Annotated in this window: 8 protein-coding genes and 1 tRNA gene; 4 read left to right on the top strand and 5 right to left on the bottom strand. The window is 63.2% G+C overall.

Annotated features, from left to right (window positions below):
* The first annotated feature begins 79 nt into the window (after window positions 1-79).
* From ACEWQZ_RS09985 to ACEWQZ_RS09975, 3 genes are all read left to right on the top strand, one after another.
* Entirely contained in the window at window positions 80-853 is a 774-nt protein-coding gene (locus ACEWQZ_RS09985) for a cobalamin-binding protein (protein ID WP_476482944.1), read from the top strand.
* Window positions 854-1,062: 209 nt separating this feature from the next.
* On the top strand, window positions 1,063-2,433 hold the full coding sequence (gene rimO, locus ACEWQZ_RS09980; protein ID WP_476482943.1) for a 30S ribosomal protein S12 methylthiotransferase RimO: 1,371 nt from the start codon (window positions 1,063-1,065) through the stop codon (window positions 2,431-2,433).
* Between the two features lie 39 nt (window positions 2,434-2,472).
* Window positions 2,473-2,961, top strand: a complete 489-nt coding sequence (locus ACEWQZ_RS09975) for a hypothetical protein (RefSeq protein ID WP_476482942.1) — start codon at window positions 2,473-2,475, stop codon at window positions 2,959-2,961.
* 88 nt (window positions 2,962-3,049) lie between these two features.
* Here the strand turns inward: ACEWQZ_RS09975 and ACEWQZ_RS09970 are convergent, their stop codons facing one another.
* The 5 genes from ACEWQZ_RS09970 to ACEWQZ_RS09950 all read right to left on the bottom strand — a co-directional run bounded on the left by ACEWQZ_RS09970 (window position 3,050) and on the right by ACEWQZ_RS09950 (window position 15,091).
* On the bottom strand, window positions 3,050-6,364 hold the full coding sequence (locus ACEWQZ_RS09970; protein ID WP_476482941.1) for an amidohydrolase family protein: 3,315 nt from the start codon (window positions 6,362-6,364) through the stop codon (window positions 3,050-3,052).
* 716 nt (window positions 6,365-7,080) lie between these two features.
* A complete protein-coding gene (locus tag ACEWQZ_RS09965) occupies window positions 7,081-7,602 on the bottom strand; it encodes an REP-associated tyrosine transposase (protein ID WP_476482940.1) in 522 nt (173 codons plus the stop codon).
* Window positions 7,603-8,129: 527 nt separating this feature from the next.
* Window positions 8,130-8,888 (bottom strand): NAD kinase, encoded by a 759-nt coding sequence (locus tag ACEWQZ_RS09960; RefSeq protein ID WP_476482939.1) that lies wholly within the window; start codon window positions 8,886-8,888, stop codon window positions 8,130-8,132.
* Between the two features lie 24 nt (window positions 8,889-8,912).
* Window positions 8,913-13,871, bottom strand: a complete 4,959-nt coding sequence (locus tag ACEWQZ_RS09955; protein ID WP_476482938.1) for an NAD-glutamate dehydrogenase — start codon at window positions 13,869-13,871, stop codon at window positions 8,913-8,915.
* 56 nt (window positions 13,872-13,927) lie between these two features.
* Window positions 13,928-15,091: an acyl-CoA dehydrogenase family protein gene (locus tag ACEWQZ_RS09950; RefSeq protein WP_476482937.1), complete on the bottom strand. Its 1,164-nt coding sequence runs from the start codon at window positions 15,089-15,091 to the stop codon at window positions 13,928-13,930.
* Window positions 15,092-15,504: 413 nt separating this feature from the next.
* Here ACEWQZ_RS09950 and ACEWQZ_RS09945 point away from each other — a divergent pair.
* A tRNA-Leu gene (locus ACEWQZ_RS09945) sits at window positions 15,505-15,591 on the top strand.
* The last annotated feature ends 381 nt before the right edge of the window (window positions 15,592-15,972 follow it).

The following is a 15,972-nucleotide window of genomic DNA, read 5'->3' as shown; positions in this document are numbered from 1 at the left end:
ACTTCACACTTCACACTTCACACTTCACACTTCACACTTCACACTTCACACTTCACACTTCACACTTAACATTACCCCCATGCGCATCGTCAGCCACACCTGTTCAAACACCGAGATCATCTGCGCGCTGGGCCGGGCCGACTGGCTGGTGGGGGTGGATGACCATTCCGATCACCCCCCGGAGGTGGTCGACAGGCTGCCGCGCATCGGGGCGGACCTGGACGTCGACGTCGAGCGGATCCTTGCGCTCGAGCCCGACCTGGTCATCACCTCGCTGACGGTTCCGGGCCACGAGCGCTGCCTGGAACGCATGGAAGCCGCCGGGCTGCCGCTGTTGGTGACCCAGCCACACACCCTGTCCGATGTGGCCGCCGATATCCGGCGCATCGGTGCCGCACTCGACGCCGGGAGTGCCGCCGAGCAGCTGGCCGCAGACTTCGAAACCGCGCTCGCCGCGCCGCTGCCCGAGCGCCCGCCGGTGCCGATTCTGGTCGAGTGGTGGCCCAAGCCGGTGATCGTGCCGGGGCGCAACTCCTGGGTCAACGAAATGCTCCGCCTGGCCGGCGGCATCAACCCCTGGGAAGACCGTGAAGCCGAGAGTCTGCAGATCGACGGCGCAATGGCGCGCTCAGGCGCCCCCGAGGCCGTGGTGATGAGCTGGTGCGGCGTCGACGAAAGCAAATACCGCCCCCACGTCGTCCGCCGCCGTGAAGGATGGGAAAACATCCCCGCCATCACCCACAACCGCATCCTCCCGATCAGCGAAGCCTGGCTCGGCCGCCCCGGACCACGCCTGCTGGACGGCATCGAAAAGCTGCGCCAAGTCGTCGACCGCGTGAGGCGGGGAGTTTGAAGTGTGGAAGTTGATAGTGTGAAGTGTGAAGTGTGAAGGGCGGGCTTTAGAGGTTTTTCGGCTTGCCGTAAGCCCGTAGCCACTCCGACCCAAGGCGCCACCCAACACCCTTCTTTTTCTTCACACTTCACACTTCACACTGAACACTTCACACCGAACACTTCAAACCCCAACCCCCAGATCCCCCGCCAAGGGTAGAATACCCACCCATGACACAACCCGACCGCGATAACCGCGACAACCGCCCCGCCGTGGGCCTGGTTTCCCTGGGCTGCCCCAAGGCCCTGGTGGATTCCGAAGACATCGTCTCGCGTCTGAAAAGCGAGGGCTACGATATCGTGCCCAGCTACGCCGACGCCGATCTGGTCGTGGTCAACACCTGCGGCTTCATCGACTCGGCGAAGGCCGAATCACTCGAGAGCATCGGCGAAGCGCTGTCGACCAACGGCAAGGTGCTGGTCACAGGCTGCATGGGCGCCAAGCCTGAAGAAGTCACGCGCATTCACCCGAAAGTGCTTGGCGTGACCGGCCCCCAGCAAGGCGAGGCAGTGGTGCAGTCGGTCAACCGCCACCTGCCGCGGCCGCACGACCCGCGCTTCGACCTCGTACCGCCGGGCGGGCTGAAACTGACGCCGCAGCACTACGCTTATCTCAAGATTTCAGAAGGCTGCAACCACAAGTGCAGTTTCTGCATCATCCCGTCGATGCGCGGTCGCCTGGCCAGCCGACCGCTGGGCATGGTGATGCGCGAGGCCGAACAGCTGGCAGAGCGCGGCGTGCAGGAGCTGCTGATCATCAGCCAGGACACCAGCGCTTACGGCGTCGACCTGAAGTACCAGACCGATTACTGGCGCGATCGCGAATACGAAACCCGGCTTTACGATCTGTGCCACGCGCTCGGCGAGCTGGGCATCTGGGTGCGGCTGCACTACGTTTATCCCTACCCGCACGTCGACCGCATCATCGAGCTGATGAACGCCGGGCGCATCCTGCCGTATCTGGATATCCCCTTCCAGCACGCCAGTCGCTCGGTGCTGAAAGCCATGCGCCGGCCCGCGGCGGCGGAAAACACGCTCGAGCGCATCCGCAACTGGCGCCAGGAGTGCCCCGACCTGGTCATTCGCTCGACCTTCATCGTCGGCTTTCCCGGCGAGACCGAAGACGATTTTCAGCAGCTGCTGGACTGGCTCGACGAGGCTCAGCTCGACCGTGTGGGCTGCTTCAAGTACTCGCCGGTCGAAGGCGCTGCGGCCAATCAGCTGGCCAATGCCGTGCCCGACGAAGTGGCCGAAGAACGCTGGCACCGCTTCATGCAGCATCAGGCCGGCATCAGCGCGGCCCGCCTCGAGCGCCGGGTCGGCGGCATCGAGCCGGTGCTGGTCGACGCGGTCGAAGGCAGCACCGCCATTGCCAGAAGCTACGGCGATGCGCCCGAGATCGACGGCCAGGTGATCGTGTCCGGCGCCGAAGACCCGCAGCCCGGCGACGGCCTGATGGTGCGCATTACCCGAGCTGACGAATACGACCTGCACGCCCGCGTCGTTGACGAGCCGGAACCCGGCGAGACTCCGACCATCTAAGCGGGCAAGACCCCACTCAACTCAACCATGGAGAAAACCGTGAAGAAGACCCTCTTCATCATGAGCATGGCCTTTCTGGCCATCGGCTGCGGCGCGGACGATCCGGCGCCGGCCGAAAAACCCGAGGAAAAGGCGCAGACCCAGTCCAGCGACAGCGGGCGCAAGATCGTGCGCCGCGGCGAACGCCAGGACCGGGAACCGGAATCCCTGCAGCGCCGTGACAGCGTCGATCCTGAAAAGAAGATTCCGCGCGTGGAAGGCGAAGCCCAGGAAGAAGGTTATGGCTTGACGATGGTGCTCGACGGCAGCAGCCCGCAGGCGTTTCAGGAAAGCCTCGAGCTGATCGCGATGGATACGTCCAAGGCGCAATACCAGAGGCTGGATTCGGCGCTGCGCTTTCTCGGCACCTACGACACCGCCGCCTGGTCCGGCCTGCCCAGCCTTTACAAATCGCTCGACGGCCTGACCGGCGAAGATATCATCGAACGGGCGCGTAAACTGCGTGAGGAAAAGCGCGGCGGTCGTTGATTCAGTGCGCTGAGCAAACCCGGCTCAGCTTTTCGATCTGACCCCGCCGGCAGTGCCGGCGGGGTTTTTTGTTGGCCTTGCGGTCGAATCAGTGGTGGTGCCAGCCGTGCTCGCGGCCCAGGCTCTCGACCCAGTCCATCGTTTCGGGCACCCAGGCATCACCGCCCTCGCTCTCGAAGAAGAACGGCTTGCGCTCGACCTTTTCAGGGGCCAGCTGGTCCATCGTCGCAGCATCATAGAGGCGACCGTTGAGCATGGTGTAGACCACATTCTGGCTCTGCTCGATATCTTCGAGCACGTTACCGTCGATCACGAACAGATCGGCGAGTTTGCCGGCTTCGATCGAGCCGATTTCATCGCCCATGCCGTAGTACTCGGCGCCGTCGATGGTGGCGCCACGCAGCGCCTCCCAGGGCGAAAAGCCGCCCTGCACCATCGCCCACATCTCCCAGTGTGCGCCAAGCCCGGCCAGCTGGCCGTGGGCACCAATGACCACCGGCACACCCAACTCGTTGAAGGCTTTCGCCTGCTTGGCAACGAAAACGTGGTTGTAATGCTCATCGGGCGCCTTGGGGCGTCGGATGGAGCGCGGGTAAACGATCGACTTGGGCACGAAGCTCAGCAGGTGCTCGTTTTTCCACACGTCGTAGCGGTCGTAAAAGTACTCCTCACCCATCAGGCCGCCGTAGGCCACCACGAAGGTCGGTGAGTACACCACATCGGTCTGGCTCCACAGCTGCCGGATGTCGTCATAAGCGGTCTTGATCGACAGACTGTGCTCGATCCCGGTGTGGCCGTCGACCACGTGGGTCAGGTTCTGCTCCAGGCGCATGCCGCCTTCGGGCACCACCAGCATGTCGAGATTGCGCGCAGCCTCCAGCACCTGCTGGCGCTGATCACGTCGCAGGTAGTTGTAGCTCTTGACCGAAATCGCGCCCAGCTCCTTTTGCCGGCGAACATGAAACTCGGCGTCTTCATAGGAATTGACCCTCGCGGTCGCGCCCCGCGCCAGGGCACCGTAGAGAATCCGGCCGGTCGACCAGATGCGCGGCGCCACCACCTCGCCGGCCCGCTGCAGCTCCGCCATCGAGAAGATGGCAGCGTTGTCGTTGGACGGGTCATGAATGGAGGTCACGCCAAACGCCAGGTTGGCCAGCTGCGACCAGTTCTTCTGCGGCGTGAGCTGCCGGCTGCTCATGGGGCCGTGCGCGTGCGAATCGAACAGGCCGGGCACCACGGTCTTGCCGGCGACATCCACGGTCTCGAACCCGGAGGGGATTTCGACCTCGTCGCGCGAGCCCACGGCACGGATACGATGCCCTTCGATCAGCACCACGCCATCGTCGATGACTTCCTGCTGCTCCTGAGCGTTACGCATGGTCACGACGCGGCCGCCCACCAGAGCGATACGCGCGTCATGGCGGTCGGACTCCACCTCGAAGCCGAGCTCAACGCCCTCGGTTTCCGGCTCGGGCAGCTCTTGCGGAGCGCCCTCGAGAAAGGCGAAGGCATCGTGAAGTTCACGCCGGTACAGGCGGGCGCCATGGGCCCAGCCAATCGCCGAACTGTCGGCGTCGAAGTGCAGATGATTGCCGGCCCGGCCCGAAACCTGCCGTACCGGATAGGCCTGTGAATCCGCGCCGATGGTGAGTTTGCTGCCGGCCGCGAAGAAGGGCGCCACATAAGCGTTGTAATGCTCGGTAAAGGCCACCCAGCGGCCATCGGGCGATACCCGATACTCGGTTATCCACTTGCCCTGCAGGTGCTCGCGCAGGTCATTGCCCTGCAGGTTGACGCTGTTGAGCGCCAGCCCGTCGCTGCTGCCCTGCGAGAACAGCAGGCGCTGGCCGTCAGCCGTGAACTGCGGATTGCTGCCGCTGTCGTGCACGCGACGCATGCCGTCGCCATCGGCCTCGGCAACGTACAAGCCGGTACGCTCGGACCAGTTGGGCGAGGTCAGGTAACCGCCGGCCGTGCGCACGAAAACCACCTGCTTGCCATCGGGCGAGAAAGACGGCTCGATGTAGTGCCCCGGCTCGTCGCTGAGGGTGCGGCTGCGACCGCGGCCAATCGGCGCGATACGCACCGAGCCCAGCTCTTCGTCGTGCCAGGTGGTGTAGACCACCGATCGGCTGTCGGGCGAAAAGCGCGGGTAGAACTCCCAGTGCTCGTCCTGTTTGGTCAGGCGGCGGTGGCTGTCCTTTTCGAGGTCGTGCAGCCACAGATAACCCATGGCCTGATAGATGGCATGGCGCCCGTCGGGACTGCGCTGGGTCCAGCGCGCCATGCGGATCGGGAAACGATCGGGCGAGACCTCGACCGTGCGCTGAATTGCCGGATGAATCTGCTTTTCAGTCGCAACATGCACCTCGATCGGCTGGTGTGAACCGTCCGTGCCGATGCGATGGAACTTGCCGCCGGTCCAGATCACGATCGATTCACCGTCGGGCATCCAGGAAAAGCCGGGGAAATTGCCCATATCGCCGGAGGTTTCCTGCTTGTCACGCTCGAGCTCGGTAAACAGCGTGCGCTCAATGCCCGACTTCAAGTCCTTGACCATCAGCCGCGAGGTCAGCTCGGTGGGATTGCGGCGCACGAAAGCCAGCTGCTTGCCGTCGGGCGAGAGCACCGGACGAATGGCGCCGCCAGGCCCTGAAACCACGGTTTCGGTCTCGCCGGTTTCGCGATCGAAACGGCGAATGGCAAAAATGCCCTTGTTGGCGTCGCGGTTATACTCCCACACCGCGCCGGGGGTCATGTCCTGGCTGAAGTAGACATAGCGGCCGTCCGGCGAAAAATGCGGCTCGGCAATATTCTTCTGGGACTGCTCGCCGTGCAGACGATCAACGAGCATCACGCCCTTGCCGCCGCCGCGATGGTACATCCAGATGGAACCGGCCGGAATCGAGCGCTGCGAATAATAACCCTTGCGCGCGGCAATGTAGTTGCCGTCCGGCGACCAGGCCGGGTTGTGCAGCAGATTATCGCGCTCCTTGCTCACTTGCCGAAGATTCGAGCCGTCGGCATTCATGATCCAGATGTTTTCCGCGCCCTCGCGGTCGGAAACAAAGGCAATCTCGCTGCCGTCCGGGCTGTAGCGCGGCTGGAAATTCCAGGCCAGATCGTCGGTCAGCGCGGTTGCTTCACCGCCCGACACCGGCACCGTGTAGATATCGCCAAGCATGTGGAACACCAGCTTTTCGCCGTCCGGGTGCACGTCCACATCCGACCAGGTCACCTCATCGGTGTCGATGCTGATCGTCTCCCAGTCACCCGGCGGCTCGTTGACCGACCATTCTGCATGCGCTTCCTTCTCGGAACCGTCAACCTGCCCGTTTTCCTGGGCCGCCAGTGGCATGGCCAGAAAAAGTGTAAGCAGGGGCAATAACAATCTGTATGACATCTATCCTGTTCCTCGTCATTGAATGTGTACAAGACCACGAAAGCGCGAAGCATGCCTGAACCAGCCCATGCAACCCTCCGCTTACGCAACGCCACCCGGCCGCCCACACCAATCCCGATTATACCTCTCAAGCCGCAGGAGCGACCTCAAGGTCGCGAAGCCAGCGTTCGGGCGGAGCTTTCGCGATCTGGAGATCGCTCCTACAACAACAACCGCCACCCGAGCCGTAGGAGCGATCTCCAGGTCGCGAAGCCGGCGTCCAGGCGGAGCTGATCGCGGTCTGGAGACCGCTCCCACAAAAACAACCGCCACCGGAACCGTAGGAGCGACCTCCAGGTCGCGAAGCCAGCGCCCGAGCGGAGCCAATCGCGGTCTGGAGACCGCTCCCACAAAAACAACCGCCACCCGAGCCGTAGGAGCGACCTCCAGGTCGCGAAGCCAGCGTCCAGGCGGAGCTGATCGCGGTCTGGAGACCGCTCCTACAACAACAACCGCCACCCGAGCCGTAGGAGCGATCTCCAGGTCGCGAAGCCGGCGTCCAGGCGGAGCTGATCGCGGTCTGGAGACCGCTCCTACAACAACAACCGCCACCCGAGCCGTAGGAGCGACCTCCAGGTCGCGAAGCCGACCCCCGAGCGGAGCTTTCGCGATCTGGAGATCGCTCCCACAACAACAATCGCCACCCGAGCTGTAGGAGCGACCTCCAGGTCGCGCTTTCACAGCCCCAGCAACGCGGACTCCATCGGCGCACCGCGCTCGGGGCGGAACCACCAGGCATCCCAGTGCGGATAGTCACGCAAATGGGTCACCAGCCCCGCACGCAGCGGGTTGCAGATCACATAACGCGACACCCGCCTGAGATCCTCGTGCTCACGCAGAGCGTGGTCGTGAAACCCCTTCTGCCAGACCGGCCGAGCCTTCAGCCCGCGCTGTTGATTGACCTGTCGGGCGGTGTAGGCCTTGAAATCCCGCATCACCGCAGAAAGCGACTTCTCATCGCCCAGCTGGAACAGCCAGTGAAGGTGGTCGGGCATCAGCACGAAGCAAGCGGTCGCCGTCCAGCCGCAGGCATCGTTGTGCCGCAACGATCGAATCACGGCTCGCGCTAAGTCCAGTCGATCAAACAGCGGCTCACGTCGGCTCGTGACCGCCGTGACCAGATAAGCCATGCCCGGCTGGGAAAAGCGCCCAAAACGCAACGCCCTGCTGCCGGGATGCAAGGATTCGCCTCGATCCATAAAGACCACCCCAATAACCAACGCCAGATTCAGACTAGAAAAGCCGAATGCCGTTTGCAAGCCCCGGGGCGAAGCACACAGCAAAAACAACCGCCACCGTAACCGTAGGAGCGACCTCCAGGTCGCGAAGCCAGCGCCCGAGCGGAGCCAATCGCGGTCTGGAGACCGCTCCTACAACAACAATCGCCACCCGAGCCGTGGGAGCGACCTCCAGGTCGCGATGCCAGCGTTCGGGCGGAGCCCATCGCGATCTGGAGATCGCTCCTACAAAAACAACCGCCACCGGAACCGTAGGAGCGACCTCAAGGTCGCGAAGCCGACCCCCGAGCGGAGCTTTCGCGATCTGGAGATCGCTCCTACAGCAACAATCGCCACCGGAACCGTGGGAGCGACCTCAAGGTCGCGAAGCCAGCGTTCGGGCGAAGCCAATCGCGATCTGGAGATCGCTCCTACAACAACAATCGCCACCGGAACCGTGGGAGCGACCTCCAGGTCGCGAAGCCAGCGTTCGGGCGAAGCGGGGGTGGTTACTGGAGGAACTGTTCGGAGAGGATGCGTTCTTCGAGTGAATGCTCGGGATCGAACAGCAGGCGGTGGGTGATGTTGTGCTGCTGGCGCACGTCCACCCGGGTGACGTCGCGGAATTCGTCGTAGTCGGCGGTGGCGCTGACCGGGCGGTAGCTGGGCTGCAGTACTTCGAAAGAAACTTCAGCCGAAGCCGGCAGAATCGCGCCCTGCCAACGGCGCGGGCGGAAAGGGGAGATGGGGGTCAGCACGACCGCTTCGGTACCCAGGGGCAGTATCGGGCCGTGGGCGGAAAGGTTGTAGGCGGTGGAGCCGGCGGCGGTGGCCAGCAGCACGCCGTCTGCGACCAGGCGCTCGACGCGCTCACGGCCGTTGACCAGAATGCGGATGTGCGCGGCCTGATTGGTCTGCCTGAGCAGGGCGACCTCGTTGATGGCCACCGCCTGAGCCGTTTGCCCGCTCTGGTCGGTGGCCGTCATCTTCAAAGGATTGAGCACCACCTCGCGCGCGGCGGCAATGCGTTCGAGCAAGTCGTCCTCGGCGAAGCGGTTCATCAGAAAACCGACCTCGCCAAGGCGCATGCCGAACACCGGCAGGTTGCGGTCGACGTGCTCATGCAGGGTGTGCAGCATGAAACCGTCGCCGCCGAGCACCACCAGCACCTCGGCGGCGTCCAGGGCCACCTCGCCGTAGCGCTCACGCAGGGCCCGCGCAGCGTCCTGCGAGCCGGGATGAGTGCTGGCGAGAATGGCCACTTGCACGGTATCTACTCTCCTGGGCGGCAATCAGGCGTCAACGGCTTCACGGTTGGTCGCGTGCAGCAGCTGTTTCAGACCGTTGACCGCCACCTGCAGCGCCGGATAGTCGGGCGAGGCGGTGTTGCGCATTTCCTCGAGCATCAGGCCGATCCGATTGACCGCGTCCTCATGCCGGTCCATCCAGACCTGTACCGAATGCTCTTCATCAGCGGCCTCCAGCAGAATGCGCCGGGTCAGTTCGCGATGATAGCGATACAGATCATCGCGCAGATGACCGCGGGCGTGGGCGTGCCACTGGCGCTCGACCGGCAGGCTCTCGACCTGGATGCGCAGCCACTTCAGGCTCAGGAAGTCGAACAGTCGGAAGTAGATGCCGGCCACTTCCTCGACTTCACGCTCTTGCCTGCGCGCCTCATCGACGATATCCAGCGCCGAGTAGGCGAAACGCACCCCGGCCACTTCATGCGCGACCTCCTCGCTGAAGCCCGCCTCGACCAGCTCGACCTGGCGGGAGTGCAGCGCCTCCTCGAGCTCGCCCTGCAGCATCTCCGGCAGGGCCTCCTGATAACGCCGGATGCCCGGCGCAAAGCGGTCGACCTTGCTGGAGATATCGATGTCATAGCCACCCGGCAGGGTGATCAGGCGCCGGGTCACCTGGCGCAGCAGGTCCCACATTTCCAGCTGGGCGTTGAGCTGCAGCCTTGCCGGCACCTTGTTGTCCAGCGACTCGATGCGCTGCCAGAATTCGCGCGCCGAGAAGATCTCACGGGCCACGGTATAGGCCTTGGCCACCGTCGCCGAGCTGGCACCGGTGTCTTCGCGAATGCGCATCACGAACGGCGCACCCATGCGGTTGACGATGCTGTCGGTCACCTTGGTGGCAATGATCTCGCGCTTGAGGCGATGCTCGGGCATCAAGTCGCCAAAGCGTTCGCGCAGCGGCGTGGGGAAGTAGTTCTTGAGCTCAGCCGAGAGGTAGGGATCCTCCGGCACGTCGGTCTCGAGCAGATCCTGATAGAGCGTGATCTTGCTGTAGGACAGCAACAGCGCCAGCTCGGGGCGCGTCAGGCCCTCGCCCCGGGCCACGCGTTCGCGCAGCTCCTCCTCGTCGGGCAGCTCCTCGAGATCGCGGTCGATGACGCCCTGATGCTCGAGCACGGCAATGAAGTGCGCCTCGGCGCCCAGACGATCGCTGGTAATGGCCTCCATCATGCTCAGCGCCTGGTTCTGCAGGTAGTTCGACTGCAGCACCAGATCCCTGACCTCGTCGCTCATATCGGCCAGCAGCTGGTTGCGCTCGTCAAGATCGATCAAGTTGCGCTCGACGGCATCGTTGAGCAGGATCTTGATGTTGACCTCGTGGTCGGAGCAGTCCACGCCGGCAGAGTTGTCGATGAAGTCGGTGTTGTTGCGCCCGCCGGCCATGGCGTACTCGATGCGGCCGCGCTGGGTCATGCCCAGGTTGCCGCCCTCGCCGACCACGCGCGCGCCGATATCGCCACCGTTGATGCGTACCAGGTTGTTGGCCAGGTCACCGACTTCGGCGTGCGACTCCGCCTCACCCTTGACATAAGTGCCGATACCGCCGTTCCACAGCAGATCGACCGGCGCCTTGAGAATGGCCTTGATCAGCTCGTGCGGCGCCAGCGAGGTTTCCTTCACGCCCAGCCACTCGCGCACCTGTTCGGACAGTTCGATGGCCTTGGCCTGACGCGAAAACACGCCGCCGCCGGCCGAGATCAGCTTGTCGTCGTAATCAGCCCAGGTCGAGCGTGGCAGCTCGAACAGACGCTTGCGCTCGGCGTAGCTGCTGGCCGCGTCCGGATCCGGATCGAGAAAGATGTGCATATGGTTGAAGGCGGCCTTGAGACGGATATGCTCCGAGCGCAACATGCCGTTGCCGAACACGTCGCCACCCATGTCGCCGATACCCACAACGGTGAAGTCCTCGCTCTGGGTGTCGTGATCAAGCTCGCGGAAATGGCGCTTGACCGATTCCCAGGCGCCGCGGGCGGTAATGCCCATTTTCTTGTGGTCATAGCCGTTGGAACCGCCGGAGGCAAAGGCATCGCCCATCCAGAAGCCGTGTTCGGCAGAAATGGCATTGGCAATGTCGGAGAATGTCGCCGTGCCCTTGTCGGCTGCCACCACCAGATAGGGGTCGTCATCGTCGTGACGCAGCACATCCCGCGGCGGCAGCACCTTGTCGCCGTCAAGGTTGTCGGTGATGTCGAGCATGCCATTGATGAAGCTGCGGTAGCAGTGAACCACCTCGGCCATCACCGCGTCACGGGCGTTGCCTTCGGGCAGCTGCTTGGCCACAAAGCCGCCCTTGGCGCCCACCGGCACGATCATGGTGTTCTTGACGCTCTGGGCGCGCAGAAGACCCAGCACCTCGGTGCGGAAATCCTCGCGTCGATCCGACCAGCGCAGCCCGCCGCGGGCCACCTTGCCGTCGCGCAGGTGAATGCCTTCCATGCGCGGCGAATAGACCCAGATCTCACGATACGGTCGGGGCAGCGGCAGGTCCGGCACCTGGGCGGAATCCAGCTTGAAGCCCAGGTACTCGCGATATTCACCCTGCTCGTCGCGCTGGAAGGCGCTGGTGCGGAGCGTGGCGCGGATCAAATCGCAGAAGCCGCGCAGAATGCGGTCCTGGTCGGCCGAGCTGACCGAGTCGAGCGCGCGCAGAATGGTCTTGCGCAGCAAGGACTCGACATCGCCCGACGGCTCACCTTCGCGCGCCTGGCAGATCTCGTCGAGAAACTCGGAGAGCACCTCGTCGTCAAAGCTTTCGGCCAGTTCGCGACACTGCGCCTCGAGGTGCTCACGCGCGCTGCTGCGCTGCGACTTTTCTTCGTTGCGGCGCGCCGGATCAAAGCGCGTCTCGAAGTACTCCACCAACAGGCGCGCCACCAGCGGCCAGGCTGCCAGCGTCTGCTCCATGTAGGCCTGTGAAAATGGCATGCCCGTTTGCAGCAGGTACTTGCAGAAGGCACGCAGCTGATTGACCTGGCGCCAGTCCAGGCCGGCCAGCATCACCAGGCGATTGAAACCATCGTTCTCGCAGCGCTGCCGCCAGACCTGCTCGAAGGCGTCCTGAAACTTGTCGCGCACCTGGTCCAGATCGATGTCGGCATCACCCGGCGGGCGCATGTCGAAATCCTGAATCCAGACCTCGTGCTCGCCGGCCACATTGAGCTCGTAGGGGCGCTCGGAAACGATGCGCATGCCCAGATTTTCCAGCATCGGCAGCACATCCGACAGCGACAGCGGATCGCCGTGCTTGAAGATCTTGAAGCGCAGCAGGCCCGCGGCGCGGCTGCGCGGCTTGTAAAGACTCATCCGCAGGTCGTCAAGCTCGCTGAGCATGGAAAGATTGACGACGTCATAGCTGGCCACGTGCGGCGAGACATCATCGACATAGGACACCGGAAATGCGCGGCCGAAACGCCGCGCCAGATCCAGGCCGTGCTCCTCGCCGTGCTCGCGAATCAGGATTTCCGTCAGATCGTCTTCCCAGGAGCGGATGGCCTGCTTGATCTCGTCCTCGATGGCCTCGATGTCGACGTCCACGTTGGCATCGCCCGTGGGGCGCACCACCAGGTGCACGCGCGCCAGCTTGGATTCGCCCACCAGCACGCCGAAATCCAGCCGCTCGCCGTTGAGCGCACGCTTGAGGATGTTCTGGATCTTTTCGCGGTTTTCGGTATTGAAGCGCTCGCGCGGAATGAACACCAGGCAGGAGAAGAAGCGGCCGAAGCGCTCGCGGCGAACGAACAGACGCGTCTGACTGCGCTCTTGCAGGTCGAGAACGCCCATGGCCAGCTCCAGCAGCTCGTCACTGGAAGCCTGAAACAGTTCGTCGCGGGGCAGCGTCTCGAGAATGTGCATCAGGGCCTTGCCGGCATGGCTGCCCGACTGCAGGCCCGAAAGCCGAACCACCTCTTCCACCTTGCGGCGCACCAGCGGTGTGTCCTCGCAGCGACGGATATAGGCGCCGGAGGTAAACAGCCCGATCAGGCGCTTCTCGCCGGTGACCTGTCCCTGCTCATCGAAGTACAGCACCGAGATGTAATCCATATAACCGCCACGGTGCACGGTAGAGGCAGCGTTGGTCTTGGTGATGATGACCGGATCGTCGGGTGAAACGTGCTGACCGCCACCGCTGAGCTCTCTGAGCGCGCGTACCGGCGCATCGCGATGCTCAGGGTGCATGATGCCCAGACCGCTGTCGGCCACGGCCGTCAACACACGGCCCTCGTCACGCTCCTCGATCACGTATTCACGATAGCCCAGGAAAGTGAAGTGATCGTTGGCCAGCCACTCGAAGAAATCGCGAATCTCCTGGCGCGCCGGCTCCGACAGCTGCGTGTGCTTGGTCGGCAGCTCGGCGGCAATCTCGCGCGCCTGGGCCAGCATCGGCTTCCAGTCCGCCACCGCCCGGCGCACATCGGCGAGCGCCGCCAGAATGCGCTGTTCGATCCTGGTCAGCATTTCCGGATAGTTCTGCCGATCGATCTGCAGCTGCATTACCGACTCGGCCTGGCCGGCATCCTCGCCGTCTTCGATCAGCGTCACGAGCTGACCGCTCTCATCGCGCTTGACGCGCATGACGGGGTGAATGATCAGATGGGCCGCAATGCCCAGCTCGGACAGTGCCAACACCACCGAATCCACCAGAAACGGCATGTCATCGTTGACGATCTCGATGACGGTATGCGTGGACTCCCAGCCGTGGGTCTCGGCATCCGGATTGAAAACGCGCAGGCGAACCTCGGCGCGCGCACGCTGGCGGGCAAACTCGAGAAAGTCGGTGGCCATGGACGCCAGCTCTTCGGTCGACAGCGTTTCAAGCTCGTCAACCGGCACGCGGCGAAGAAAACGCCGGACGAACTCCGGCCCCAATTCACGCCCTTCGTCCCGGGCCACGACCCGATTGACGCTCTCGAGGATATCCGCCTTCCTGTCGCTACTGTGACTCATTCAATCCTTCCTGATAATACTTGTGGTTCATTCACCGCCAGCGTCCGCAGTGGCCGTTACCGCAACCCGGTTTCGGTTCTTGCAATCACCATACGCTGGATCTCACTGGTGCCTTCGTAAATCTCGGTAATCTTGGCGTCGCGGAAGTACCGCTCCACCGCCATCTCCTTGCTGTAGCCCATACCGCCGTGAATCTGCACCGCCTGATGGGCAACCCACATGGCCGTTTCCGAAGCAAACAGCTTGGCCATCGAGCCATCGAGGGTAAAGCGGGCCCCGGTCTCGCTGGCCTTCATCTTGGCCCAGGCTGCCCGCAAGGTCAGCAGGCGCGCGGCCTCCAGGCGGGTTTTCATATCGGCGAGCTTGGACTGAATCATCTGGAACGTGCCGATTTCGGCGCCGAAAGCCTTGCGCTCGCGGGCATAGTCCACGCTGGCCTCGTAGGCGGCCTGGGCAATGCCCACCGCCTGCGCGGCAATGCCGATACGCCCGGCATCGAGCACGCCCATGGCAATCTTGAAGCCCTGGCCTTCATCGCCCAGTCGGTCTTCGACCGGGCATTTGTAATCGGTCAGTTCGATTTCACAGGTCGCCGAGGCGCGAATTCCCAGCTTGGGCTCGAGCTTGCCGCGATGAAAGCCTTCGCGCTCGGCGTCAATGATGAAAGCCGACACCCCGCGCGAGCCAGCGTCCGGATCAGTGTTGGCAAACAAGACCAGATAGCGCGCCACCGGCCCGGAAGTGATCCAGGACTTGCGGGCATTGATCACGTAATGACTGCCGTCGTCGCTGAGCACCGCCCGCGCCTTCATGTTGGCCGCATCCGAACCCGACTGCGGCTCGGTCAGCGCATAGGCGCCGATCTCGTCACCGGAAGCGATGGCACGCACATATTTCTGCTTCTGCTCCTCGGTGCCGTGCTGGAGAATACCGTTGCAAAAAAGCGAGTTGTTGACCGACATGATCGTGCCGTGCGCCGCATCCACGGCGGAGACCTCCATCATCGCCAGCACATAGCCAATCGTATCCAGCTCGGAGCCACCGTAGGCCTCGGGCACCTCGATGCCCATCAGCCCCAGCGCGCCCATGCCCTGAATGGTCTTGAGGGGAAACTCACCCGAGGCATCGAACTCGGATGCGATCGGGGCAATTTCGTCGCGCGCAAAATCGCGCGCAGCAGCCTGAATCATCTGCTGCTCGTCGGTCAGTTGAAAATCCATGGAAGTCGTGTCCTGACAAGTGAAATTCAGCAGTTCCGATTATACTCCGCCCGAACACCGAAGACAGGCCGACAACCCGCTGAAAAGCTGATGGACAAAGCGTCGCCGGAGAACCGGCCGTCAAGATATTGACGACCGCCGGCGCCAAAGATGTGAACAACCTCACAATATGTCCAAATGTTGCTTGACAGTGTCGGCGGGTTTCGTAGAATCACAACTTCCGGACCGGGGTTCCCCCCTTCCCCATCCGGATCGTGGCCCAGGTTCCCCCCTTGCCTGGGCCACACCTATTCCGGCGGCCGGAGCCGAAACTCCGGCCGCCTTTTTATTCCGGAGCCTCTTGGCTTCAGAGCAGCAAGACAGAAAAATTTGGAAAATCCCGCGGCTTGTCCTATAATGCCGCGCTTCCACCTGCCCAGGTGGCGGAATTGGTAGACGCGCTAGCTTCAGGTGCTAGTGTCCGAAAGGATGTGGGAGTTCGAGTCTCCCCCTGGGCACCACTTACTTCCCCCTAATTCATCCGCCTCGTGCACCTGAAGCGATTCAGACCAATCGCATAGCGGGTGCGGTTTTGCGTGAAACGCAAAGAAGCGCGCGCGAAGCACATCAGCCGCTAGTGTCCGAAAGGATGTGGGAGTTCGAGTCTCCCCCTGGGCACCAGTTCTACACTCCCGCTTGACGAACCAACTCGGTACGGAACCGATTTCAATCACGGAGCGAGTGCGGTTTCACGCGCAGCGTGAAGAAGCGCTTGCGGAGTTCCAACTCAGCGTCTCCCCCTGGGCACCATAATACCCCCCCCCAAAGACAATCCCCACCGGAACCGTAGGAGCGACCTCCAGGTCGCGAAGCCAGCGCCCGAGCAGAGCTTTCGCGATCTG

The sequence above is a fragment of the Wenzhouxiangella sp. YN1 genome (genome assembly GCF_056324145.1).
Note: the sequence above shows the minus strand (reverse complement) of the source record. Positions and strands in the feature narration are given on the sequence as shown.